Source organism: Pedobacter aquae (assembly GCF_008195825.1).
Classification (GTDB): Bacteria; Bacteroidota; Bacteroidia; order Sphingobacteriales; family Sphingobacteriaceae; genus Pseudopedobacter; species Pseudopedobacter aquae.
This window is the reverse complement of sequence record NZ_CP043329.1, coordinates 1,257,959-1,280,438: the sequence shown is the minus strand read 5'-3', so window position 1 is coordinate 1,280,438 and position 22,480 is coordinate 1,257,959. Positions and strand designations below refer to the sequence as shown.

Annotated in this window: 25 protein-coding genes, 4 tRNA genes and 1 other RNA gene; 8 read left to right on the top strand and 22 right to left on the bottom strand. The window is 33.1% G+C overall.

Annotated features, from left to right (window positions below; all coding sequences use genetic code 11):
* Window positions 1-190 precede the first annotated feature (190 nt).
* Complete coding sequence (locus tag FYC62_RS05670; RefSeq protein ID WP_149074250.1) at window positions 191-622, top strand: hypothetical protein; 432 nt, start codon at window positions 191-193, stop codon at window positions 620-622.
* Here FYC62_RS05670 and FYC62_RS05665 read toward each other — a convergent pair.
* The 7 genes from FYC62_RS05665 to FYC62_RS05635 form a co-directional block, all read right to left on the bottom strand.
* Entirely contained in the window at window positions 619-1,641 is a 1,023-nt protein-coding gene (locus tag FYC62_RS05665) for a DNA/RNA non-specific endonuclease (RefSeq protein WP_149074249.1), read from the bottom strand. The two genes, FYC62_RS05670 and FYC62_RS05665, sit on opposite strands and share 4 nt — an antisense overlap.
* 152 nt (window positions 1,642-1,793) lie before the next feature.
* Window positions 1,794-2,018, bottom strand: a complete 225-nt coding sequence (locus FYC62_RS05660; RefSeq protein ID WP_039451488.1) for a hypothetical protein — start codon at window positions 2,016-2,018, stop codon at window positions 1,794-1,796.
* 265 nt (window positions 2,019-2,283) lie between these two features.
* Window positions 2,284-2,369: transfer RNA gene (locus tag FYC62_RS05655), tRNA-Leu, on the bottom strand.
* A gap of 49 nt (window positions 2,370-2,418) precedes the next feature.
* A tRNA-Gly gene (locus FYC62_RS05650) sits at window positions 2,419-2,494 on the bottom strand.
* Window positions 2,495-2,553: 59 nt separating this feature from the next.
* Window positions 2,554-2,639: transfer RNA gene (locus FYC62_RS05645), tRNA-Leu, on the bottom strand.
* A gap of 35 nt (window positions 2,640-2,674) precedes the next feature.
* Window positions 2,675-2,747, bottom strand: a tRNA-Gly gene (locus tag FYC62_RS05640).
* Between the two features lie 118 nt (window positions 2,748-2,865).
* Entirely contained in the window at window positions 2,866-3,330 is a 465-nt protein-coding gene (locus tag FYC62_RS05635; RefSeq protein WP_149074248.1) for a regulatory protein RecX, read from the bottom strand.
* Window positions 3,331-3,382: 52 nt separating this feature from the next.
* Here FYC62_RS05635 and FYC62_RS17980 point away from each other — a divergent pair, with 52 nt between their 5' ends.
* The 4 genes from FYC62_RS17980 to FYC62_RS05625 are packed head-to-tail and all read left to right on the top strand — an operon-like array spanning window position 3,383 to window position 6,434.
* Entirely contained in the window at window positions 3,383-4,009 is a 627-nt protein-coding gene (locus FYC62_RS17980; RefSeq protein WP_317131527.1) for a Mur ligase family protein, read from the top strand.
* Window positions 4,010-4,035: 26 nt separating this feature from the next.
* On the top strand, window positions 4,036-5,526 hold the full coding sequence (alr, locus tag FYC62_RS17975) for an alanine racemase (protein WP_317131526.1): 1,491 nt from the start codon (window positions 4,036-4,038) through the stop codon (window positions 5,524-5,526).
* Between the two features lie 5 nt (window positions 5,527-5,531).
* Window positions 5,532-5,834, top strand: coding sequence for an alanine racemase C-terminal domain-containing protein (locus tag FYC62_RS17970; RefSeq protein ID WP_317131525.1), 303 nt, complete (start codon window positions 5,532-5,534; stop codon window positions 5,832-5,834).
* A gap of 3 nt (window positions 5,835-5,837) precedes the next feature.
* On the top strand, window positions 5,838-6,434 hold the full coding sequence (locus FYC62_RS05625; RefSeq protein ID WP_149074247.1) for a DUF502 domain-containing protein: 597 nt from the start codon (window positions 5,838-5,840) through the stop codon (window positions 6,432-6,434).
* On the opposite strand, the gene FYC62_RS05620 is transcribed toward FYC62_RS05625, so the two are convergent.
* The 4 genes from FYC62_RS05620 to lepA all read right to left on the bottom strand — a co-directional run bounded on the left by FYC62_RS05620 (window position 6,431) and on the right by lepA (window position 9,925).
* Window positions 6,431-6,853, bottom strand: coding sequence for a type II toxin-antitoxin system VapC family toxin (locus FYC62_RS05620; RefSeq protein WP_149074246.1), 423 nt, complete (start codon window positions 6,851-6,853; stop codon window positions 6,431-6,433). The genes FYC62_RS05625 and FYC62_RS05620 overlap by 4 nt on opposite strands.
* On the bottom strand, window positions 6,850-7,107 hold the full coding sequence (locus FYC62_RS05615; protein ID WP_039452483.1) for a DUF6364 family protein: 258 nt from the start codon (window positions 7,105-7,107) through the stop codon (window positions 6,850-6,852). Before FYC62_RS05615 ends, FYC62_RS05620 begins: the two co-directional genes overlap by 4 nt.
* Window positions 7,108-7,179: 72 nt before the next feature.
* The gene (locus FYC62_RS05610; RefSeq protein ID WP_149074245.1) at window positions 7,180-8,058 is read right to left on the bottom strand and encodes a bifunctional 5,10-methylenetetrahydrofolate dehydrogenase/5,10-methenyltetrahydrofolate cyclohydrolase; all 879 of its coding nucleotides are present in this window, start codon (window positions 8,056-8,058) and stop codon (window positions 7,180-7,182) included.
* 82 nt (window positions 8,059-8,140) lie between these two features.
* Window positions 8,141-9,925: a translation elongation factor 4 gene (gene lepA, locus FYC62_RS05605; RefSeq protein WP_039452486.1), complete on the bottom strand. Its 1,785-nt coding sequence runs from the start codon at window positions 9,923-9,925 to the stop codon at window positions 8,141-8,143.
* A 106-nt stretch (window positions 9,926-10,031) separates the two neighbouring features.
* On the opposite strand from lepA, the gene FYC62_RS05600 reads away from it, so the two are divergent.
* Window positions 10,032-10,409 (top strand): hypothetical protein, encoded by a 378-nt coding sequence (locus tag FYC62_RS05600; RefSeq protein ID WP_149074244.1) that lies wholly within the window; start codon window positions 10,032-10,034, stop codon window positions 10,407-10,409.
* A gap of 22 nt (window positions 10,410-10,431) precedes the next feature.
* Here FYC62_RS05600 and FYC62_RS05595 read toward each other — a convergent pair whose 3' ends face one another.
* From FYC62_RS05595 to FYC62_RS05560, 8 genes are all read right to left on the bottom strand, one after another.
* Window positions 10,432-11,817, bottom strand: a complete 1,386-nt coding sequence (locus tag FYC62_RS05595) for a sigma-54-dependent transcriptional regulator (protein ID WP_149074243.1) — start codon at window positions 11,815-11,817, stop codon at window positions 10,432-10,434.
* 98 nt (window positions 11,818-11,915) lie between these two features.
* An RNA gene (gene rnpB / locus FYC62_RS05590) (RNase P RNA component class A) lies at window positions 11,916-12,316 on the bottom strand.
* A gap of 14 nt (window positions 12,317-12,330) precedes the next feature.
* The gene (locus FYC62_RS05585) at window positions 12,331-12,753 is read right to left on the bottom strand and encodes a c-type cytochrome (protein WP_149074242.1); all 423 of its coding nucleotides are present in this window, start codon (window positions 12,751-12,753) and stop codon (window positions 12,331-12,333) included.
* Entirely contained in the window at window positions 12,750-13,373 is a 624-nt protein-coding gene (locus tag FYC62_RS05580; RefSeq protein ID WP_149074241.1) for an SCO family protein, read from the bottom strand. The genes FYC62_RS05585 and FYC62_RS05580 overlap by 4 nt, the downstream gene beginning before the upstream one ends.
* Window position 13,374: 1 nt before the next feature.
* Window positions 13,375-13,812, bottom strand: coding sequence for a hypothetical protein (locus FYC62_RS05575; RefSeq protein ID WP_149074240.1), 438 nt, complete (start codon window positions 13,810-13,812; stop codon window positions 13,375-13,377).
* Window positions 13,813-13,819: 7 nt separating this feature from the next.
* Window positions 13,820-15,313, bottom strand: coding sequence for a PepSY domain-containing protein (locus FYC62_RS05570; protein ID WP_149074239.1), 1,494 nt, complete (start codon window positions 15,311-15,313; stop codon window positions 13,820-13,822).
* Window positions 15,314-15,365: 52 nt separating this feature from the next.
* On the bottom strand, window positions 15,366-17,726 hold the full coding sequence (locus tag FYC62_RS05565) for a TonB-dependent receptor (RefSeq protein WP_149074238.1): 2,361 nt from the start codon (window positions 17,724-17,726) through the stop codon (window positions 15,366-15,368).
* A 75-nt stretch (window positions 17,727-17,801) separates the two neighbouring features.
* Window positions 17,802-18,167, bottom strand: a complete 366-nt coding sequence (locus FYC62_RS05560) for a hypothetical protein (RefSeq protein WP_149074237.1) — start codon at window positions 18,165-18,167, stop codon at window positions 17,802-17,804.
* A gap of 81 nt (window positions 18,168-18,248) precedes the next feature.
* On the opposite strand from FYC62_RS05560, the gene FYC62_RS05555 reads away from it, so the two are divergent.
* Both FYC62_RS05555 and FYC62_RS05550 read left to right on the top strand, forming a co-directional pair.
* The gene (locus FYC62_RS05555; RefSeq protein WP_149074236.1) at window positions 18,249-18,959 is read left to right on the top strand and encodes a membrane or secreted protein; all 711 of its coding nucleotides are present in this window, start codon (window positions 18,249-18,251) and stop codon (window positions 18,957-18,959) included.
* Window position 18,960: 1 nt separating this feature from the next.
* Window positions 18,961-19,194, top strand: a complete 234-nt coding sequence (locus FYC62_RS05550) for a 4a-hydroxytetrahydrobiopterin dehydratase (RefSeq protein WP_149074235.1) — start codon at window positions 18,961-18,963, stop codon at window positions 19,192-19,194.
* Here the strand turns inward: FYC62_RS05550 and FYC62_RS05545 are convergent.
* From FYC62_RS05545 to FYC62_RS05535, 3 genes are all read right to left on the bottom strand, one after another.
* Window positions 19,189-19,920, bottom strand: coding sequence for a DUF3307 domain-containing protein (locus FYC62_RS05545; RefSeq protein WP_149074234.1), 732 nt, complete (start codon window positions 19,918-19,920; stop codon window positions 19,189-19,191). The two genes, FYC62_RS05550 and FYC62_RS05545, sit on opposite strands and share 6 nt — an antisense overlap.
* Window positions 19,914-20,522, bottom strand: a complete 609-nt coding sequence (locus FYC62_RS05540) for a transcriptional regulator (protein ID WP_149074233.1) — start codon at window positions 20,520-20,522, stop codon at window positions 19,914-19,916. The genes FYC62_RS05545 and FYC62_RS05540 overlap by 7 nt, the downstream gene beginning before the upstream one ends.
* Before the next feature lie 152 nt (window positions 20,523-20,674).
* On the bottom strand, window positions 20,675-22,411 hold the full coding sequence (locus tag FYC62_RS05535; protein WP_149074232.1) for a phospho-sugar mutase: 1,737 nt from the start codon (window positions 22,409-22,411) through the stop codon (window positions 20,675-20,677).
* Window positions 22,412-22,480: the final 69 nt, after the last annotated feature.

The following is a 22,480-nucleotide window of genomic DNA, read 5'->3' as shown; positions in this document are numbered from 1 at the left end:
CTAAATCTTTTTGTACGGGATTCAAAAGTAAGGTTTTTTTCTGATAGTATAAGAGGTGTGGAGAAAATAGCCTTTGTGGATAAGCTAAAATATGGCAACATATTAATTTAAAGGATTAGTAATCAGCCCTTCTCAGCAATTTTATTTTTTACATATTATTTCTGTTATTTTTGTGCTTAAATCACAATTTATGGATCATATATTCAGAAACCTACTTATCAGATATCAGAACTATTTTATTGAGTTTTTTCAGTTAATAGAAGATAAAGATCTCATAAAAGAAGAGCAACAAATTGCTGCGCAAAAAATCAAAAATTACTTAGAAAACATGCCAGAGCTTGTTGGCGATTTTGATATTTCTTTCTCTATCTCAAAACAAAGCGGTGCTTTAACTGCTATTTGGAGTGTCAACATCAGCGAAGATGGCTTTAGCGTACGTTCTTACTCTTTAGATGATTTAGATGAGATAGACGAGTGGCATTTTAACTATTATAGCCAAACTCAGGAATATGAAGGCAATTTATTTACTGATGGAGATTGGGATTTATTTCTTGACGAAGTAGCAGAAATTGATGATGCCTCTGGCGAGATATTATTATGCGAGTTAAGCTTTAAAGTTTAATGCTGATAACACTTTCCGTTAGCATTAGTAGTTCTACGCTTGCATCTTGCGCCAGCTTTTGTAATTCCTGAGCATTGTACAGCTGATGATGTTTTAACTTCAGCTTTGTTAACATTGTTTTCTTCTGAGGGTTTTTCTTGTTTTAGCGTATTTGCTTCATTTTTGGGTATTGTACTATCCCAAGACCAACAAGCTAAGCATATCTTCTTCTCGATAATTGCTTCTTCTTCATCAGGTAAAGAAACAAAGAAATCAATACCAGTAAATTTTTCTACGCTATCTATACTAACTGCATAAGATTGAAGCGGTTGGCTAGAACTTTTATTCTCTAAAATAAAGCCTATACCTTTAATTTCGGGTGCTTTATAGTCTAAAATTACTTTATAATAATAGTTGGGTACACTTACTTTATTTGTTCCTATACTTGGTAAACCACTATTTAAAACAGGGCCAGTTGCTATGTATAAAGCTTCATTTTCTACAGCCCAGGTCCTAACTAGTTCTTCTAATTTTTTCCATATACCGCGGTTAAAACCGGGGTTTTGTGGGCTCATATTGCTGTAATAAAAACTTTCTGCCATAGCTGTTGCAGACCATACCATGTCCGCAGCAGGCGCTAAATGTCCACGGTCATAACCAGACGAAGCGTAATCTTTAGCGTTAGCTGTTCTGGTTTTAACTTTTGGATCTTCTAAAAATTTATCTGTTCTGCTATGAACTTTAACTGTTTCTTCTTTGGTTAACTCATAAGCCACCCAATTAGCTTGCTCATGCAATTCATTATAAGAAAGTGAAAATCCGCTATGTTGTATAATGATATCACTTTTTGTAAGCTTAGGAAGTTCTAGTTTAGGAGTTTTAGAAGGCCTAAAGTTCTCAGTTTGTAAGTTATCAGCATAAGTCCAAGTACCGTTTTTCCATAACCAAACTTTTTTGCCACTTTTTGTAGTAGCCTCTTGTTGTGCAAATACATTATAAAAAGCAAAAACAAAAAGATAAATAAGTATTAGTTTCTTCATGGAAATTTTAAAAATCTTTAAGCAGCTAATGTAAAAGATTCTTTTAGAGAATGCGAGAAGGAGTTAAGAAGATTAAGCTTCTTAAAGTAGATATAAATTTAATTCCTATTAAGATTAAAGCAGCGCCTCAAATAAAGAGGCGCTGAATAAAATTATTTTTTTGGTTCTGGCTTATATGCCGCACCAGTTGCAAAATCAACTACTAAACCTAGAGGAAACAATATAATGTTTGCAATTAAAGGAACAGGTCTAACAGAACGTTGTTGTTCACCATCTTTTGGTTTTGTTTTTTGATAAGCAGTAACCTTTCCGCCAAATACGGTTGCACAACTAGACATTGATAAAGCAATAAGTGCTAAAAAAAGAATTTTTTTCATATGATTTTTAAAATTAATTGATACAATATGCAATATTATTTTTGTTTTAAAAAAGATGAATATTATTTTTTAAATTAAATAAAGGTTAATGGGGTACAGTTAAACGCTGTTTACAATTCTTTACTGCTCTTCATGAGTCTAATTGTTTATTATTCAAAACTTTAAACTATAAATCATAAATAACAATAAAGCTTTTTAAATATTTTCTTCTTCTATTTTGTGGAAATAAAACAAAAAAGCCCGATATTTTCATACCGGGCTTTTGTACTGAAGGCGGGAATCGAACCCGCACTCGCTTTAGGGCGAACAGGATTTTAAGTCCTGCGTGTCTACCAGTTCCACCACTTCAGCAGCTTTAGAAGCTGTAAAATAAAAACCTTCCTGGTAGGGAAGGTTCTCATGGAGCGAAAGACGAGATTCGAACTCGCGACCCCAACCTTGGCAAGGTTGTGCTCTACCAACTGAGCTACTTTCGCATGTATTATATTCTTTACTTGCTAAAGAATAACAATCAAAGCCTTTTGATTGATTTTTGTACTGAAGGCGGGAATCGAACCCGCACTCGCTTTAGGGCGAACAGGATTTTAAGTCCTGCGTGTCTACCAGTTCCACCACTTCAGCTTGTGTTACCACAAATCAGGATTTTCATCCCTTAGAGCGAAAGACGAGATTCGAACTCGCGACCCCAACCTTGGCAAGGTTGTGCTCTACCAACTGAGCTACTTTCGCATAATTTAAATTCTTAAAGAACGTTTCCCTGTGAAGGGAGTGCAAATATAGGCAGAAAAAAAGAGTTTGCAAGTCCTCTTTGCAAAAATTTTCAATTATTGCTTTAAGCCATTATTATTCAGTACAAAAAAATTAAATCATACTCAAAACCCCGACTCAAAGCATGCTTTATGAGCTTATTTTTAGTAGTATAATCATCTTTAAACTGATATTCTTTATGCTTTTTCTTCAACACATCTGTAAGCTTATCGGCATACTCTTCTTTATTTATTTTTTGTAAAGCAGATTTTATAATGGGTACAGATACACCTTTGGCAACCAAACCTTGCTTAATTTTGTTTCTTCCCCAACCTTTCATCCTTAACTTTCCTTGAGAAAAGGCTTGCGCAAAGCGGGCTTCGTTCAAGAAGTTATTCTCTATTAAAGCTGTAATAACCTCTTCTAGTTCTTGAAATTTTAAGCCTAAATTTAAAAGTTTGGTTCTTACTTCGTACTGACTTCTTTCTTGGTAAGCACAATACGCTTCTGCTTTTAGTAAAGCTGTTTTTTTATCAATGTATTTTAATGGTTTTTCTTTTTCCATGTTGAAGCATAAAATTAGTGTTATTCATATATAATCGCCAAATTTGCTTCAAATGAATTCAGAAATATATTCAATTCAGGAAATAGCCACTTTAATAGGAGAGCAATGCGTTTTAGTTCATCCAAATCAAATTATTCATACTATTTTAACAGATAGTAGAAAGGTTTCTGATGCACATTCCTCTGTTTTCTTTGTTTTAAAAGGAAGAAAAGATGCTCATCAGTTCATCCCAGCTTTATATAAAGCTGGTGTAAGAGCTTTTGTTTATCATCAGCAAGATTTTAATATTAAAGATTTTCCAGAAGCAAATTTCATTTACACTCCTGATACTTTAAATGCTTTACAACAGTTAACAGCTCATCACAGAAGTAAATTTCATTATCCGGTTATTGGTATTACCGGAAGTAATGGTAAAACCATTGTTAAAGAATGGCTTTTTCAGCTATTAGCACCAGACTATTATGTGGTAAGAAGTCCTAAAAGTTATAACTCGCAAATAGGAGTACCACTTGCTGTTTGGCAAATGGATAAGCAGTTTGATTTTGGCATTTTTGAGGCTGGCCTATCCTTACCTCATGAAATGCTTAGACTTCAAAATATCATTAAGCCCGATATTGGTATTTTAACAAATATTGGTAGTCCGCATGATGAAGGCTTTATAAACAGAGCAGAAAAATAAAAGAGAAGTTTGAGCTTTTTCAAGAAGTGAAATTACTCATCTGTAATCAAGAATTTGTTTCTTTTAAAGCTCCTCAGGTTAATGTTTTTACTTGGAGTTTTACTCAAGATGCTGATTTAATAATTAAAAATCAAACTTTAGTAGACCAACATACGCTATTAACCTGTTCTTATCAGCAAGAAGATTTTAATATTAAAATCCCTTTTACAGATAAAGCATCTATAGAGAATGCTATTACCTGTTTGGCAACTTTATTGGCATTAAAGGTATCCATACCTGTGATTTCAGCCAGATTAGAAAAGCTGCATCAAGTTAAAATGAGGTTAGAGTTAAAAAGTGGTATCAACCAAACTTCTATTATTGATGATAGCTACAACTCTGATATTTCTTCTTTAGAAATTGCTTTAGATTTTCTTAATCAACAAAACCAGCATCCTGTAAAGACCCTTATTTTATCAGATATTCAACAATCTGGCTTGAAGAGTGAGATGCTTTATAGCAAAGTTGCTAAGCTTTTAAAAGCTAAAAAGATCGATAAATTAATTGCTATTGGCTCACAGTTATCAAATTTTAAAACGTTTTTTAATGCTAATAGTCAGTTTTTTTTAGATACAGATACTTTTCTTAAACAGTATAATCTGGATGATTTTAACAATGAAGCCATTTTATTAAAAGGAGCAAGGCAATTTAAGTTCGAAAAAATTTCTAAGATATTAACTCAAAAAGTTCACGAAACCATTCTAGAAATCAACCTAAATGCTTTAGAGCAAAACTTAAATTATTATAAATCAAAATTACAGCCGGGAGTAAAATTAATGGCTATGGTAAAAGCTTTTGCCTACGGAAGCGGAAGTTATGAAATAGCTAACTTGTTACAATACAATAAAGTAGACTATTTAGCTGTTGCTTACGCTGATGAAGGTATAGCGCTTAGACAAGCAGGTATAACGTTACCAATTATGGTGATGAGCCCAGAAGTTTCTTCTTTTGACGCCATTGTGAAATACAATCTAGAACCAGAAATATTTAGTTTTACGGCTTTATCATCTTTACATCAATATCTTAAAACACTACATAGAACGCAATACCCCATCCATTTGAAATTAGATACCGGTATGCATCGTTTAGGTTTTGAGGAGAAAGATTTATCTGCTATTAAATCGTTTTTATTAAATAATGAAACGGTAAAAGTTAAAACAGTATTCTCTCATTTAGCTGCTAGCGAGGCCCCGCAGCATGATGATTATACAAAGTCTCAAATTCAAAAATTTGATGCTTTTTGCCAAAATTTGGAAACAGAAATTGGTTATTCATTTATAAAGCACATTTGCAACACATCTGCCATAAGAAGATGGCCACAAGCACAGTTTAATATGGTGCGTTTAGGAATTGGCTTATATGGTATAGATAATTTATCTAAGGATGATACAAGCTTATATCAGGTAGCAACCTTAAAAACTACGGTATCACAAGTTAAAAAGCTAAAAAAGGCGATACTATTGGTTATGGTAGAGTAGGTGTAATGCAGCAAGACGGTGAAATTGCAACAGTTAAAATTGGCTATGCCGATGGTTATCCAAGAGCTTTAGGAAAAGGTGTGGGGAGTATGTTTATCAATCATCAAGAAGTATTTACCATTGGCAATATTTGTATGGATATGTGTATGTTGGATGTTACCGGTAAAGATGTTAGAGAAGGAGATGAGGTTATTATTTTTGATTCGCAACCTTTACTTTATAAAATAGCAGGGCAGCTACAAACCATTCCTTATGAGGTGCTTACCAATATTTCACAAAGGGTTAAACGTGTATATTACTACGAATAAGTTATGAAAAGAATTATTAATGCTTTACTGAGATATTTTATAAAAGGTTTATTGTTGATTTTACCTATGGGTGCAGCAATTTTAATCTTGTTTTGGGCTTTTACTTCTTTAGATTCTGTTTTAAATTTTAGCGATAGTTTCATTACCGACCCTAATACAGGAGAACCGCTTTACATACCAGGCTTAGGTATTTTATCGGTAATAGTAATTATTCTTTTTTTTGGAATTATTGCTACATACCTCATCACAGAACCTATTTACAATTGGTTTGGGAGATGGTTAAACAGAATTCCGGTTTTTAAATTTTTATACTCCTCTGTAAAAGATATTACAGAAGCTATTGTAGGCGATGAGAAAAAATTAAACGAACCTGTATTGGTAGAAACAAGCGATGGAACAAAGAAAATTGGTTTCTTAACACAAAAAGACTTGAAAATTTTAGGTTTAACCGATGAAGTGGCTGTTTATTTCCCTTGGTCTTATTCTTTTGCTGGTGAATTGGTTATTGTAAAAGCTGATAAAATTAAGCCTTTACCTATATCATCATCACAAGCAATGAAATTTATAGTTTCTGGCGGGGTAAGTAGCTTACACGATTAATTTTTGAGCATATATTGATTGAAAAACTCTTTAGAAGATAAAACTTCAATTTCTGCAAAATAGAAATCCTCTTTATTTTCTGTGATGATGCATGAGCATTTTTTTTCTATAGCGGCATAATATTCTAAGCCATCTTCAAAATCATGAGCTTTTTTGTTTAAAAGGGTGTTTTTTACTGCTGCTGAAGTATTATCTGCAATTAAAATATGTTCACACAAAGTTTCAATTTTTTGTTTGGCTAAAGCCGATTTAGACTTCTTCTCAGTAAAATAGAAAGCTATGGCCAAGCAAACAGGAGAGGTGTAAAGGTTATATTTAGGCTGGTTAGCTAAACTTAAAATCCTTGAAGAATAGGTAAACAAAGGATATTCTTTATTCAATACAGAAACTAGAATATTGGCATCAAGAAATATATTCATTTTCTTGATGCAAAAAAATCATCTTTAAGTTTTTTTCTAGAAGCCTTTTTAGTTTGATAAATAGCTTCACCTTCTGCAACAGCAGAAACCCAATCTGCAATAGGATAATCTTCTAATGATTTATATTCTTTAGTGGTGATTTTTGTTAATAAAAACTCTATTAATCTTGATAAACTGATGTTGTTTTCAGCAGCATAAGCTTTAGCTTTTTTGATGATTTCTTCATCAAAAGAGAGGGTTATTTTTGTATCCATAATAAAGTAGAATTTTAAATCTCAACAAAAATAAATATTTATACGTAAAACAAAAATAATCTATACGTATTTTTAATAAATCTCTCTTTTAGCAGCAGCTAAAGTATTTTTTAATAAGCTTACAATAGTCATTAATCCAACGCCACCTGGTACCGGTGTTATATAAGAACTTTTTAGTGCAACTTCATCAAAATCAACATCACCATAAAGTTTAAAGCCTGATTTGGTAGTTTCAGAACTTTCTCTGTTCATGCCAACATCAATAATTACAGCACCATCTTTAACCATATCTGCTGTAATAAAGTTCTTCTTGCCAATTGCGGCAATTAAAATATCGGCTTTTAAAGTAAAATCTTTAAGATTTTGTGTTCTGCTATGGGTTAAGGTAACGGTACAATTTCCAGGCTTAGCGTTTCTAGCCATTAAGATGCTCATTGGACTACCTACAATATTACTTCTACCAACAACAACGCAATGCTTGCCAGCGGTTTCTATACCATAATATTCTAGCATCAACATAATACCGTAAGGCGTTGCAGGTAAAAAACATGGTAAATTACGTTGCATTCTACCTAAGTTAATAGGATGGAAACCATCAACATCTTTACGGTAATCAATAGCTTCTGTAATTACATCAGGATTGATGTGTTTAGGCAAAGGAAGTTGAACGATAAAGCCATCTACTTCTTTGTCTTCGTTTAATTCTTTTATTTTATTCAGTAACTCTTCTTCTGTTACTGTATGATCGTATCTTATTAATGATGATTTAAAGCCTACTTTTTCGCAGTTACGCATTTTGCTGGCTACATAGGTTTCGCTACCACCATCATTACCAACTAAAACGGCTACTAAATGTGGTTTACGACCAGTTTTTTCTAAAAGTTCTGCTGCTTCTACAGCTATTTGTTTTTTTAGTTCTTCAGAAACTAATTTTCCGTCTAATAATGTCATTTTTTAGTTTATTAGGAATTAGTTGGTTAGTTTGTTAGAATAATAGCTATACAACTAAAACCTAACTATCTAACCAACTAAATTAATCTAATTTTAAAACCGCCATAAATGCAGATTGTGGGATTTCTACGTTACCAACTTGGCGCATACGTTTTTTACCTTTTTTCTGTTTTTCTAGTAATTTACGTTTACGAGAAATATCGCCACCGTAACATTTTGCTGTAACGTCTTTTCTTAAAGCTCTAACGTTTTCACGAGCAATAATTTTAGCACCTATAGATGCTTGTATAGCAATTTCAAATTGTTGTCTTGGGATAAGCTCTCTTAATTTTTCGCAGATTTTTTTACCAAAATCATAAGAATTGCTTCTGTGGATTAATGAAGATAAAGCATCAACATGCTCTCCGTTAAGCATAATATCTAGCTTTACTAAGTCAGATTGTTTATAGCCAATCTGGTGATAATCAAAAGAAGCGTAACCTTTAGAAATTGTTTTTAATCTATCATAAAAATCAAATACAATTTCGCCCATTGGCATTTCAAAAATCAGCTCAACACGGTCTGAAGTTAAATAATGCTGATTAACAATAACACCTCTTTTTTGAATACAAAGAGACATTACCGGGCCAACAAATTCTGCTTTGGTAATGATATTTGCTTTGATATAAGGCTCCTCAACAAACTCTAGCTTAGATGGATCTGGCAACTCTGATGGGTTGTTTACAATAATAGGATCACCTTTAGTAGAGTGCGCTATGTAAGAAACGTTTGGTACAGTTGTAATAACCGTCATGTCAAACTCACGCTCTAAACGCTCTTGAATAATCTCCATATGCAGCATTCCTAAGAATCCACAACGGAAACCAAAACCTAAAGCCGCAGAAGACTCTGGCTCGAAAACCAAAGAAGCATCATTCAGTTGCAACTTGTGCATTGCTTCTCTTAATTCTTCAAACTCATCAGTATCAACAGGGTAAATACCAGCAAAAACCATTGGTTTTACTTCCTCAAAGCCTTGTATACCTTCAACAGGTTTATCTTTTAAAACAATGGTATCGCCAACTTTTACTTCTCTTGCTTCTTTAATACCAGAAATGATATAACCTACATCACCAGTTTTAACAACATCTTTAGCTTGTGGCGTTAGTTTTAAAATACCAACTTCATCAGCAATATATTCTTTGCCTGTAGCAACAAATTTTACCCTGTCATTTTTTCTAATTTCGCCGTTTACAACTTTAAAATAAGCTATAATACCACGGAATGAGTTAAAAACAGAATCGAAAATAAGCGCTTGAAGTGGTGCTTGAGGATCGCCAACAGGAGCTGGAACACGTTTTATAACAGCTTCTAAGATAGCTTCAATACCTAACCCGGTTTTACCAGACGCAGGTATAATCTCATCCCTATCACAACCTATTAAATCAACAATTTGATCTTTTACTTCTTCTGGCATAGCACCAGGTAAATCCATCTTGTTTAAAATAGGGATGATATGTAAATCTTGCTCTAAAGCTAAATAAAGGTTAGAAATGGTTTGCGCTTGTATGCCTTGTGAAGCATCAACAATTAACAAAGCACCTTCACAAGCAGCAATAGAACGCGAAACTTCATAAGAAAAATCTACGTGTCCGGGTGTATCAATCAGGTTTAAGATATATTCTTGGCCATCATACAAATAATTCATTTGTATAGCATGACTTTTAATCGTTATCCCACGTTCTCGTTCTAAATCCATATCATCCAGCAATTGTGCTTGCGCTTCACGTTGGGTAATGGTTTTAGTATATTCTAATAGTCTATCAGCAAGAGTACTCTTACCATGATCTATATGTGCTATAATGCAAAAATTACGTATATGCTTCATATTGGAGAGCAAAGATAGATTTTTAGCTCCAAATAAATTATAAATTTAGGCTTAAGAATTAAAAAGATTATTCTGTAGATTTAAAACACATTTAGCTATCTTATTTATGAAATCATTTTTACTGCTACTCTTTGCTATTATTATCAAATTAAATGTATTTGCACAAGTGAAACCTGATAGTATTAAATCTTCAGATAAAGTAGTTGTAAGAATGTGTATGCCTAGTAGAGCAGAAATGCTAAATCGGCCACAGCTTTTATATGTTTTATATTTTGGTAAAAACCAGCTGGTTTTCAGAAATATACCACTTGATAAGATAAAGTTAAAGCCTCAGGATATAGATTCCATTAAAGTTTTAAAAGATGCTATAGCCATAAATAAATACGGAGAAGATGCTAAAAATGGCGTTATTGAAATAAAGATGAAAAAGGAGAAAGAGAAGATTTTTAGAAAAGAAAATAGAGCTTTATTAAAAAAGGGATAGCGTAAAAACTATCCCTTTTATGTTATTCGCCTCTTTTTAGGCCAAATTTCTCAATTTTAGAGTAAAGGTGACTTCTTTGGATATCAATATCTTCGGCTGTTTTAGAAACGTTCCAATTGTTTTTTTCTAGCTTAAATTTGATATACTCTTTCTCGGCATAATCTTTATAGTCTTGGAAATTAACAAATTCATCAAAGTTTAAGCCCGATGATTTACTGGTAGTTTCTGGCTCATAAATACTTCCACTAGGGTTGGAGAAAGCTTTAACATCATCCTCTGTAATGGTTTTATCGCTTAAAATAATTAAACGTTCTATCACATTTCTAAGCTCACGTATGTTACCTGTCCAAGGTAAATTTTTAAGTGCTTCATAAGCTCCGGCTGATATTTTTTTAACAGGCATTCCATAATCATTGCAAATTTCTTCACAAAAGGTCTCAGACAATAGTGGAATATCACTTTTTCTTTCTACCAAAGGCGGTACATGGATATGGATAACGTTTAGTCTGTGGTAAAGGTCCATTCTAAAATTACCCGCTTCAATTTCTTTAAGCAAATCTTTATTGGTAGCAGCAACCACTCTTACGTTAACATCTATTTCTTTTTCGCCGCCTACTCTGGTAATTTTACTTTCTTGTAAAGCTCTTAAAACTTTCGCTTGCGCTGATGCACTCATATCGCCAATTTCATCTAAAAATAGCGTACCACCATTAGCTTGCTCAAACTTACCAATACGCTGTTTTACAGCTGATGTAAAAGAACCCTTTTCATGTCCAAATAATTCTGATTCTATCAATTCTGATGGGATAGCAGCACAGTTTACCTCAACCATAGGCCCTTGAGCCCTGTTAGATTTTTCGTGTAGCCATCTTGCTACCAGTTCTTTACCACTTCCATTGGCTCCAGTAACTAAAACACGGGCCTCTGTAGGGGCAACCCTTTCTATGGTTTCTTTAATTTTATTGATAGATGGAGATTCGCCTAAAATTTCTCTGGTTTTGGTTTTACTTACTTTTTGCTTTAATACCTTAGTTTCTGTAACTAAAGAACCTCTATCTAAAGCATTTCTTACGGTAATTAATAAACGATTTAAATCTGGCGGTTTAGAAATAAAATCAAAGGCACCTTTTTTAGAAGCTTCAACAGCAGTTTCAACGGTTCCATGTCCTGATATCATGATGAAAGGTAAATCAGGTCTTATTTCTAAGCCTGCAGATAGAACTTCCATTCCATCCATTCTATTCATCTTAATATCGCAAAGAACTAAATCATAATTCTTTCTTTTAATTAAGTCTAAACCGTCAACGCCGTTGTCTACATCTTCAATTTCAAAATCTTCATACTCTAAAATTTCTCTTAGCGTATTTCTGATAGCTCTTTCATCATCAATAATTAAAATTTTTGCCATACAAATATTTAACGTTTGGGGTTTAAAAATGTATACTAATCTATACAATTATGCATAAAAAAAGTCCTGCATTGGAGCAGGACTTTCAGAATATCGTTATAAAAAGCAAATCTATAAGCCGGGTTCTGTCATCCTGATCCAAATTGCTTTGGATTTCAGGATTCTCTATCATTTATCTTGCCATAATATTGCTATTATGATCTAACGACCTACCCTCCTTAATAGCGACAAGCGCAGCGGAACGAGCAGCCCCGACGGTTAAGGTTTATTTGGTCTTTCAACTCCTGAGGTTTACCACGATGCATGTCGCCATACAAAGTCGTGAGCTCTTACCTCACGTTTTCACCTTTTCTCCCGTTAAACGGAAGTAGTTTATTTTCTGTAGCACTTTCTGTCACCTTTGTGGGGTGCCTTCCCGTTAGGAAGCAGGATGCTCTGTGTTGCCCGGACTTTCCTCCATCCCGATATTAATCGGGACAGCGATAGAGCGATTTGCCCCACAAAGATAGGCTTTTACTTACAGTTATTGATATTCTTTTCTACTTCCTTAACATCATAAATACCTTGCTTATTACCAAATGAGTTGGTGATATAAGTTAAAACCTTAGCAATATCTATTGCTGCTAAATGTTTTTCTGCAGGCATAGGAGTTTGGTACGTTATACCATTTACCACTATAGTATCTGATAAACCATAAACAATATAGCAAGCCAAGTCTTTTCTGTTCTCTCTTAAAAAAGTGCTATCTGTTAAAGGAGGGATGACATTTGCCAAACCACTTCCATCTTTCATGTGGCAATTTTGGCAATGTACTTGGTAAACCTGAGAACCATCCGCATAATAGCGTTGGTATTTTACTTCATCCTCAGTACAAGCGTTTAGAAAGATACAAGCAATGAGCATACTAAAGGCCAAACTTATAATTTTTGCTCTCATTTATACTCGGCTAATAAAATATCCATATCATCCATCAGTTGGCTTACTTGCTTTTCATCAGTACCATCATAAGCGCCTCTAATATGCCTGTTTTTATCTACTAAAATAAAATAGCCAGAGTGACTGATACCTCCTGGTGCTAAAGAATCTCTATCGGCATAATTCATATAACCATTACGGGCCATATTGTAAATAACATCTCTATCGCCATATAAAAAGTGCCATTTTTTACTGCTTACGCCGAGTTTATCTGCATATTTTTTTAAAACGGGTACACTATCATGCTTAGGGTCTATAGTATGTGATACGATAGCTACTTGGTTATTATCTTTATACTTATCATGAATACGCAATAACTGCTTCTTCATAATTGGGCATATAGAAGGGCAGGAGGTAAAGAAAAAATCAGCAACATAGATTTTATCTTTCAAAGAATCGTTATTTATATAAACGCTATCCTGATTTAATAAGTTGAAATCAGGAATGCTTTGATAAACAGTATCTTTACCATTAGCAGCAACTTCACGATTACCCAAAATAGGCAGTTTAGCAGGGTTTTGCTTACATGATACTATTGTTAGAAATAAAGAAGAAATAGCTATTAAAATATTGATTTTCATGTTATTTATATTGTTTAATAAGAGCGTTGCTATGTGCTAAAGATTTATCAAATAAAGTTTTTACAGAATCTATTTTTTGTTCCTGACTTTTTAAATAATCGAAAATTTCTTTGCTAGATTTTCCAGTATAATCTGGATTAAACTGATGCATCCAATTCATCATAGCTTCATCGGCATTGTTTAATAAGTTTTTTGCACTATCAATTTTAGCTATTAATGTGTTGCTATCAAGACTTGGGTTTTCTGACTTAATTTTCTTGTATTTTAAAGTTATACTGTCTAATCTTAATTGGTTTTCTGTTAAAGAATCCATCTTAGCCATTAAAACATCATGTTTATCTATAACTTGCTTTTGTAATTTTTGTTGCTCTTCTTTATCGTTATTACATGCCAAAAAACTAAAGCATATTGCAACAAGTATCATTTTTAAATTATTCATCTTTATCTTATTTTTTAATAAATATGGCAAGGCCAAACAAACTTACAATTAATACACCTAGTGCTGAAATTAACATGGTAAAATCTCTAATGTTTTTACCAGCCCAATCCATAAACAAGAATTTGTGAAATATGGCAAAACTATAACCTTCTATTCTATCTTCATCTGTTATATGAGAAGCTAAGGTTGAAAATTGGGTATCAATAAAATAGGTGTCGTTTTGCGGGGTATCATAATCTAACTGCACAACAGGCAGCCTTTTAAATACAAAACCATAATCTCTTGAAAAAGAATACAGTGTCTTTGTATTTAATAGTTTTGCTTCAAAAAAATTATTGTTTTCATCGGTTTTTAAGCAGCAATCTGGTAAAATAATATCTTCTTGTTGTGTAGTAGAAGTAAACTTTTTAACTAAATACTTAGCATACTCAATATCAGCATTTAAAGTTTCTTTGCCAGTTCTAACATTAAAATATAAAATTTCTTGAGGCTCGTCATCTGTTTTATTATAAACTACTTGATATAAAGTGTCCTTTTTTAAAGTAACAATTGAAATATTGGATAATTTATCCCAAAATAGATTAAGCTTTAAAAAGTCTTTTTTGAGGTGCTCTATTTTAATGATAGGCTCATATTTTAATCCTGTTTCTTTGTTTGGATTCCATTTTGTGGTAGCATGATAAGCGCCACTAGCAGCAAAAGTTAAGGTAACAAAAGCGGTCGCAATGCCAATTTGCCTGTGGTACTTTTTCAGAATACTTTTACTATTTATAGGTGTTTTTTTGAATTTACCCCACATAAATCCATAAATAAGTATTCCGCTTAGCGCTGATAATATAATGATGCTTAAGCAAATCATCATCATTACAATACGTATTTGGTTATTGCTTATAGCATCTAAAAAAGACCAATTATGAAATAAATCAAAAATTAAGAGGAAATTTTTACGGTTTTGATTATTAAAAGTAGCTAAGCGACTGCTAGTGGTTTCTATAAATAAGTCTGTACCTCCGTTTTTATCAAAAGATAATTTCCAAACTGGTAAAAGCCGATTGATGTATTTATAGTCTTGGCTAAAAGTAGTTTGTAAGCTGATATTTGAAGGCTTAATAGCTGTATCTGCTAAATAATATTTTGCTAAATATGTAGCATAATGCTGGTCACCGTTTAAGAGTTCTTCGCTAGTTGTTGTATTAAAATATCTTATCTTTTTATCTATACTTATAATTTGATAATAAGAGTTTCCTTTAAAATAAACAATACGGAAGTTTAAAAATCGGTGTATTTGATGCGCTTTTAAAACTTCTTGAATACTGTATTTTATTTTTGTAGTATCTATTACGCTAATCTCTAATTTTTCTTTTGGCAAAGTAGGTTTAAACCAATGGGCCATAAATGGATGCATAAGGCCAGATAATGTCCAAAAAATTACAGGTATAATGGTAATTAAACCTATAATTTTATGCCATTTATAGATGTTTTGTTTGATATATTTTTTCATTTTAATGATGCTAAAAAACAGCTTGCTTTAAATTCAAAGCAAGCTCTTTTAGTTAATTGATTTTATTCTTACCAGTAAAATTATATTGAATACCCATTACATACGTTCTTGGCGCACCAGGGTTAAAGGTGCTTCTATCAGTAAGGTTATTACCTCTAGTTGCCGAGTTTGCAAATAACTCATCAGTAAAATTCATAATATTGGCATAAAGCTCAATAGCTTTCCACTTATAGCCAACTCGATAATTTAACAAATGATAACCTTCATACTTTACCGTATTAATTTGGTTTTGATACCAGGATGAAAGATATTGCCATTCTATAGATGTTCTAAAGTTTTTAACCCATTTAGGATAATATGAAAATTCGCTATTCCATGTCCAGCGTGGTGAGCTAGGCATGTCAAACCCAGCTAGGTTTTGAAATGGGTCATTTGGTCTATCGCTAATTTTAAAATCTTTAAAACGATGGATGGCGGTTGTACCTCCAAATCTAAACCAGTATTCTGCTGTTGGTTTGGCGTTAAATCCAAATTCTAAACCACGGTGTAAGGTTTTTCCTGCCGACTGAAAATCAAAAGAATTATCTGGTTGACGGATATTGAGCAATTCATTTCTGCCATCCATTTGGTAAGCCGTAACATCCAAATAAAATTTGTTTTTAAGAAAAGAAATCCATCCTCCCAATTCATAATTATTAAAGTAAGCAGGGCTTAAATTGGTATAAAATTCTACCGGATTGGTATTAGGTCTTGGTCTGAAAATAGCAGTTAAAGATGGCGGCGAAAAGCCCTGAGAAAAATTAGCATAAACACCCTTATTTTTATCAATCTCATAAGTTGCGCCAATTTTAGGCGTAAACCTTTGGTAAATGATATTCCCAGATGTTGAATTAATGTTATTGATATAATCTAAATCCATCACATCATATCTGCCACCAACTGAAAAGCGTAACTTATTGACAGGCTCAAAATCATATTGTAAATAGGTGGCATAGTTTTTTATATCGCCATTATAATTTGCTATTGGAGAATCTGGTCTTTCTCTAGCTATACTATACTTTTCTACAAATCTATTACTTGGATCTAGTTGTGCATTTAAATCAATTAAATAAGACCAATAGGTGTTTTCTGTTAAATCTAAAACTGCACCTGCAAGAAGTTTCGAGTTTAAAAAATTAAACTTTTGACTATGTTGAGCGATGAATCCGTAACTCTCAAAATCATTAGAGTTTAGTTCACCTCGGGCCTTGGTAGGGTCGTTTGTTGCACTTGATACAGGATTCCATCTAATGGCATAACTTGGATTTTGTCCATGCTTATTGTTTCTATGAAATAGCGTAATGAAAGATTTAGAATGGCTATTCCAATCATGTTCTAAGGTTAAGCGAGAACGGTAAGCATCAGATTTTCTATAAGTAAAATCTGATGTACTTACATAATTTCTGCTGTAAAACATGGTACTATCTACGTTTCCGGCCATTTGCGAATAATAAGTTCCGTAGATGAAGTTTCCTATGAGGCGAGTTTTATTACTAAAATTGTATTCTAATCTGGCATTTAATGATGTTTTATCATAATCAGAACTTGCCATCCAAGAATTGGTTTGTTTACTGCTTAAGCCTCCAATATAAAAGCCAAACTTTTTTAGTTGAGCTCCGGCTCCAAATTGTATCCGTCTAAATCCCCAATTGTCAAACTGAACGCCCACTTTTGCAGTAGGTACGGGGGTAGGCCTTTGCATAATAAAATTAATAGCCCCACCCACAGCTTCGGGTCCGTAAATAGAGGAAACAGGTCCTTTTACAACTTCAATACTATTGATAACAAATTGGTTAACTTCCAATAAAGCATTATGATTAAAAACTCCTAAAGGTCTTATGGGTACACCGTCTTCCAGATATAAATAATAAGCACTTGTGCCCATAGGTTGCCTTATAGACATTCCATGTTGCTCGTTATTATAACTCGGCATGATAACTCCTGGTGTTTTATTAATGATTTCAAAAACCTGATTAGCCTTTGTCTCATCAATAAGCTTTGCCGATAATTTACTAATAGCTATAGGAGTTTGGCTTCTTAAAGAAGCCTCTCTGTTTGCTGTAACAACAACCTCATTTAAATTGCTGTTATTTTGCTTTAAAGCGATATAAACTGTATGATTAGTTTTTACAATAAATTCTTGATTTTCATAACCTAAAGCTGTTATAAACAAATTTGTACTATCTTTTGAGCTTTTGATATAAAAAGCTCCGGAAGCATCGGTTAAACTTACCAAATTCTGGTTTTCAACTTTAATAATAGCTCCACTGATGGGTGTTTTTGTAAACTCCTCATATACGATTCCACTTATATCTTGTGCATAAGTGTTTACAATGGCGAGGATGTACCAAACCATTATCAAATAAAATTTCATGTGATTTTATTTAAGTCTGCAATAAAAAATATCATCTAAACGCTTGAGATGATGTTAAATAAAATTTATGCAGGCTTAAGCAGGAGGGTGGAAAATAGGGAATACACGAACTAAGTTGTAGTGGAGTTGAACTGGGGTGTTAATTTCAAGAATTAAACTTGTGTTAAAGCGAAAAGCATAGTTGTTTACAGTAGCAATTTCTTGAAATAAGTTTTTCTGATTTTGCCTTTCCTGTTGTGCTTGCTTTTTTTCTGCTTGTTCTAGTTTTTTCTTCAAGAAACATTTCCCAAAACATTGTAATTGCGGCTTTTTTTTGTTTTCGCAAAGTTGTGCTGCAATATAATTTTTGTTCAACTCAAAACCTGCAAACACATATATTTTACTATAATGAGTAGAAATAATAGTGCAGATTAACAGATATGCAATTATGCGTTGAAACATGCTGCAAATATAAATTTAGTATCATCAAACCAAAGAAAATACACTATATAATTCTTAGATTTAAGAAAAAATAATACGCATATGAAAAAGCCTCTTCGTATTTTTAAAATCTTTTTACTTTTATTGATGATGACTACTACACAAGATTTAATAGCACAATTAAAAGGTGCTTGGCATTTAAAAGATGGTGATACCAACCATTTATTATTAATAGAGCATGACTTTATTTTCCATACCATTTATAAGGATAACGAGTTTATAAATTTACATGGCGGTACTTTTGAGCGTACCGATAAAGAGCTGGTGATTAATATGTTGGTACATAATCTTAATGCCGATGCTGTGGGCAAAAAAATACATTTACCTTATACTTTCTTAAATGATGAACTTACTTTAATGCCTGGCAGTAAGATTCTAAAATTTAAAAGAGTTGATGATGGTAATGCACCTTTGGCTGGCGTTTGGCGTATAACCTCTAGAATGCAGCCCGATGGTAAAGTTGTACCTATACACCAAACAGGTACCAGAGTTACTTATAAAATATTAACAGGAAGTAAGTTCCAATGGTTGGCTATAGACCCAGCTGTTAAGTTGTTTAATGGTACTGGTGGAGGTTCTTATACTTTTAAAGATGGTAAATATGTAGAAACAATTGAGTTTTTCTCTAGAGATAATAATAGAGTAGGTGCTTCTTTAAGCTTTGATGGCAAACTAGAAAATGGCGACTGGCACCACAGCGGTTTAAGCTCTAAAGGAGAAAAAATTTACGAAATCTGGTCGCAGGTTAAATAACATGAACTGGAAAGAAGAAAATAATTCACTTTACAAAAGCTTCAGCTTTAAAGATTTTGCTGAAGCTTTTGCTTTTATGAAAAGAGTTGCAGTTTTAGCAGAAGAAGCCCAGCATCATCCCACATGGAAAAACACCTATAATAAGGTTGAAATTTGGCTTCAAACCCATGATGAAGGAAATATCGTTACAGAAAAAGATAAAGCTTTAGCCCAAGCTATTGATGCGCTTTTATAAGATTTTTAAAACAGCTAAATAAAGTTCGGCACATAAAATACCCATTCCAAAGCTTAGTAAAGTTCCTATCAGGATATATTCTGTAAGCTTGATGTCTTTAGCATCTTTTAAATCGCCAAACCTAAAAATAGATTTAGCGGCTAGTAAAAAGCCAATACCCTCCCAAAAGTTTATCACTACAAAAAAGAAGATAAACAAGCGCTCTAAAATACCAATATACTTACCTGCATGGTTACTATTGTGTTGAATAAGTTCTGATGTTTCTTGCTTAATTTGTAAACTCCATTGCGTTAACAAAACTCTTAAAACAATGGCACTTACATAACTTACACTCAATACAGCTGTAACCATTAATAAAAATTGTGGCGTTTGCAGGTATTGGAGATTTACCGCGTAAGGATAATAAGCGTAAACTACCACTGCTATAACAAAGAAGTGTAAAAGCTGGTCTGCAAAAAAGTATGCTTTGCTGTATTTGGGTTTCTCTACGTAAATTTTAAGTATATCAATAACTAAATGACTGATTACAATTGCCATAATACCCAATAGATATTGCGTTTTAAATGCTGTTATTAATAACAAAAGCAGTAAATGGATGGCTGCGTGGAAATAAAGGTATTTTGATTTTATTTTGAACGACTTTTTATGTTCAACCCATTTGTTGGGTTGCAGAACAAAATCGCCAATAAGATGTGCTAATAGCAGTTGCAATAATAATGTTAACATAGGTTTTGTAGCTGTTGCTGATAATAATTTAGCAGTTTTAGCAATCCATCATAACCACCTCTTTTTAAGCCCGCACTTATAGCACTTTGGCTTTTTTTATTTAACGCGGCAGCAAGCTGTTGCTGATTAAGCCCTGGATGTTGTAAAGCCTTCAATATCATTCCTGCCGATGTTGATGTCCAACCATCAGCGGTAAGCGCAAAAATTTCTAACATGGTGTTTATGGTTAAATCAAACTGCGGCCATGTAGTTTTTATTGCCAAATTATTAGTCTTTAAGTTATCAAAACTTTCGCCAGCAAAAATAAAAGCATTACCATTAGATTCTGATAGCTTATCGCTTTGATAATTTATATCTCCAATACCAATACCAATTCTTGCATCTAATTTGCTTAACTTTTTAACATTAGCTTTGATAATGTAAGCCAGTTTAAGTGCAAATGCGGGTTCTGTTTTGATTTGAAAACTATCACCACGATAAATTTCCCAATCTTTAGGTTGCACACCATATTGCCCAAACAGTGTTTTTAAGCTATTGAGCCATATTTCAGAATCAACTTTTCTTGAGCTGATGATATCTCCGGTTAAAATTGCTTGCATCATAATATGCAATATAGTAATTATCGCTTAATTACGCGATATTTTTAATTATCGTCTATTTGTGCGATATTTTTAATTATCGTTGGTTTACGCAATAATTTGTGTTTTAAAGATGGCGTATAAAAAAAGCCCGCTTTAAACGGGCCTTATGATTTTTAAACTCCTAAATCAGTCATAATCTGATTGATTTTTTCATCTAACAAAGCATCAGTTTCTTTAAATGCTTCTTTATTTGCTAAAGGCGTGTTTACGCTGCAATAGAATTTAATTTTTGGTTCTGTACCAGACGGACGAGCAGAAATGATACAACCATCCTCGGTAACAAACTGTAAAACATCAGATTTTGGTAAATCTATTTGTTTAATGATACCAGAATTTAAATCAGTTTCTTTTCTTAAAGTATAATCTTTTAAAGTAACCACTTTAGAGCCGCCTAAGCTTTGTGGCGGATTATTTCTAAAACGCTCCATCATAGCTACAATTTCTTCGGCACCGGTTTTACCTTTCTTCGTGATAGATACTAACTTCTCTTTATAGAAACCGTATTTCACATACATATCTATCAAAGCATCGTACAAGCTGCTACCTTTATCTTTGTAAAAAGCAGTCATTTCTGCAATAAATGCACAAGAAATTACTGCATCTTTATCTCTAACAAATTCGCCAACTAAATAGCCATAACTTTCCTCACCACCCACAATAAAGGTTTCCTTACCTTGTAATTGTGTCATAATCTGCCCAATAAACTTAAAACCAGTTAAGGTATTGTAGCAGGTCACATTTTTAGAAGCAGCAATTTTATCTATTAGGTAAGAAGTAACAATGGTTTTAATTACGTATTCTTTACCGGTAAATTTCCCTTCTTTCTCCCAAGCTTCTAACATGTAATTAACCAATAAACAGCCAGTTTGGTTACCGTTTAAAAGTTCAAACTCACCATCGTGATTTTTAACAGCAATACCTACACGGTCTGCATCAGGATCAGTTGCTAAAACCAAATCAGCATCAACTTCTTTAGCTTTTTGTAAAGCTAAAGTTAAGGCTTCTTTTTCTTCTGGGTTTGGATAAATAACGGTAGGAAAATTTCCATCAGGTTTAACCTGTTGCTCTACTAATGTAATATTGGTAAAGCCAAATCTCTCTAAAGCAGGTGGCACTAGAGTGATACCCGTACCATGAATAGGAGAGAACACGATTTTTAGATCATGCTGACGCTTAATAGCATCAGGCGAAACAGATAAGGAAACTATTTTGCTCAAGTAACTTTCATCTATTTCTTCGCCTATATAAGAAATATTATCAGGCTTGGCCGTAAATTTAACATCGTCTATATTGGTGATTTTTGCTACTTCATCCATCACCATTTTATCATCTGGGGCTACAAACTGCCCGCCATCTGCACCATAAGCTTTATAACCATTATATTCTTTAGGGTTATGAGATGCTGTTAACATCACACCACTTTTACAACCTAGCTCCCTTACGGCAAAAGAAAGTTCTGGCGTAGGTCTTAAAGCTTTAAAGAAATAAACATGAATATCATTAGCAGATAAAACTTCAGCAGTTATTTTAGCGAAATAATCGGAATTGTTACGACTATCATGTGCAATAGCAACTTTTATGGCTTCGCCCGGATATTTTTTGATTAAATAATTGGCTAAACCTTGTGTAGCAGCTCCAATTGTATATTTATTAATACGATTAGAACCTAGGCCCATAATACCACGTAGGCCTCCGGTACCAAATTCAAGATCTTTATAAAAAGAATCGGTTAATTCTGTAAAAGATTTATCATCCAATAAAGTTTGGATTTTTTGCTTGGTTTCGGCATCGTAATTTCCTTGTAACCAAGTGTTAATTTTAGATTGGATAGAGAGTTCTAATTCCTGCATGTTATAAAGGCTTTTATTTATATAAAAATAGGATGGATAAAAATATAATTATTAATGTAAATAATTGTT

Excerpts from the sequence above, each read along its gene's own strand:
- FYC62_RS05560 (WP_149074237.1), bottom strand. The coding sequence starts at position 18,167 with ATGTTTCAACGCATAATTGCATATCTGTTAATCTGCACTATTATTTCT.
- FYC62_RS05595 (WP_149074243.1), bottom strand. The coding sequence starts at position 11,817 with ATGGCAAAAATTTTAATTATTGATGATGAAAGAGCTATCAGAAATACG.
- FYC62_RS05665 (WP_149074249.1), bottom strand. The coding sequence starts at position 1,641 with ATGAAGAAACTAATACTTATTTATCTTTTTGTTTTTGCTTTTTATAAT.
- FYC62_RS05585 (WP_149074242.1), bottom strand. The coding sequence starts at position 12,753 with ATGAGAGCAAAAATTATAAGTTTGGCCTTTAGTATGCTCATTGCTTGT.
- FYC62_RS05550 (WP_149074235.1), top strand. The coding sequence starts at position 18,961 with ATGAACTGGAAAGAAGAAAATAATTCACTTTACAAAAGCTTCAGCTTT.
- FYC62_RS17980 (WP_317131527.1), top strand. The coding sequence starts at position 3,383 with ATGAATTCAGAAATATATTCAATTCAGGAAATAGCCACTTTAATAGGA.
- FYC62_RS05620 (WP_149074246.1), bottom strand. The coding sequence starts at position 6,853 with ATGAATATATTTCTTGATGCCAATATTCTAGTTTCTGTATTGAATAAA.
- FYC62_RS05600 (WP_149074244.1), top strand. The coding sequence starts at position 10,032 with ATGAAATCATTTTTACTGCTACTCTTTGCTATTATTATCAAATTAAAT.
- FYC62_RS05540 (WP_149074233.1), bottom strand. The coding sequence starts at position 20,522 with ATGATGCAAGCAATTTTAACCGGAGATATCATCAGCTCAAGAAAAGTT.
- FYC62_RS05565 (WP_149074238.1), bottom strand. The coding sequence starts at position 17,726 with ATGAAATTTTATTTGATAATGGTTTGGTACATCCTCGCCATTGTAAAC.
- FYC62_RS05570 (WP_149074239.1), bottom strand. The coding sequence starts at position 15,313 with ATGAAAAAATATATCAAACAAAACATCTATAAATGGCATAAAATTATA.
- FYC62_RS05535 (WP_149074232.1), bottom strand. The coding sequence starts at position 22,411 with ATGCAGGAATTAGAACTCTCTATCCAATCTAAAATTAACACTTGGTTA.
- FYC62_RS05610 (WP_149074245.1), bottom strand. The coding sequence starts at position 8,058 with ATGACATTATTAGACGGAAAATTAGTTTCTGAAGAACTAAAAAAACAA.
- FYC62_RS05615 (WP_039452483.1), bottom strand. The coding sequence starts at position 7,107 with ATGGATACAAAAATAACCCTCTCTTTTGATGAAGAAATCATCAAAAAA.
- FYC62_RS17970 (WP_317131525.1), top strand. The coding sequence starts at position 5,532 with ATGCAGCAAGACGGTGAAATTGCAACAGTTAAAATTGGCTATGCCGAT.
- FYC62_RS05670 (WP_149074250.1), top strand. The coding sequence starts at position 191 with ATGGATCATATATTCAGAAACCTACTTATCAGATATCAGAACTATTTT.
- FYC62_RS05545 (WP_149074234.1), bottom strand. The coding sequence starts at position 19,920 with ATGTTAACATTATTATTGCAACTGCTATTAGCACATCTTATTGGCGAT.
- lepA (WP_039452486.1), bottom strand. The coding sequence starts at position 9,925 with ATGAAGCATATACGTAATTTTTGCATTATAGCACATATAGATCATGGT.
- FYC62_RS05575 (WP_149074240.1), bottom strand. The coding sequence starts at position 13,812 with ATGAATAATTTAAAAATGATACTTGTTGCAATATGCTTTAGTTTTTTG.
- FYC62_RS05635 (WP_149074248.1), bottom strand. The coding sequence starts at position 3,330 with ATGGAAAAAGAAAAACCATTAAAATACATTGATAAAAAAACAGCTTTA.
- FYC62_RS05660 (WP_039451488.1), bottom strand. The coding sequence starts at position 2,018 with ATGAAAAAAATTCTTTTTTTAGCACTTATTGCTTTATCAATGTCTAGT.
- FYC62_RS05555 (WP_149074236.1), top strand. The coding sequence starts at position 18,249 with ATGAAAAAGCCTCTTCGTATTTTTAAAATCTTTTTACTTTTATTGATG.
- FYC62_RS05625 (WP_149074247.1), top strand. The coding sequence starts at position 5,838 with ATGAAAAGAATTATTAATGCTTTACTGAGATATTTTATAAAAGGTTTA.
- FYC62_RS05580 (WP_149074241.1), bottom strand. The coding sequence starts at position 13,373 with ATGAAAATCAATATTTTAATAGCTATTTCTTCTTTATTTCTAACAATA.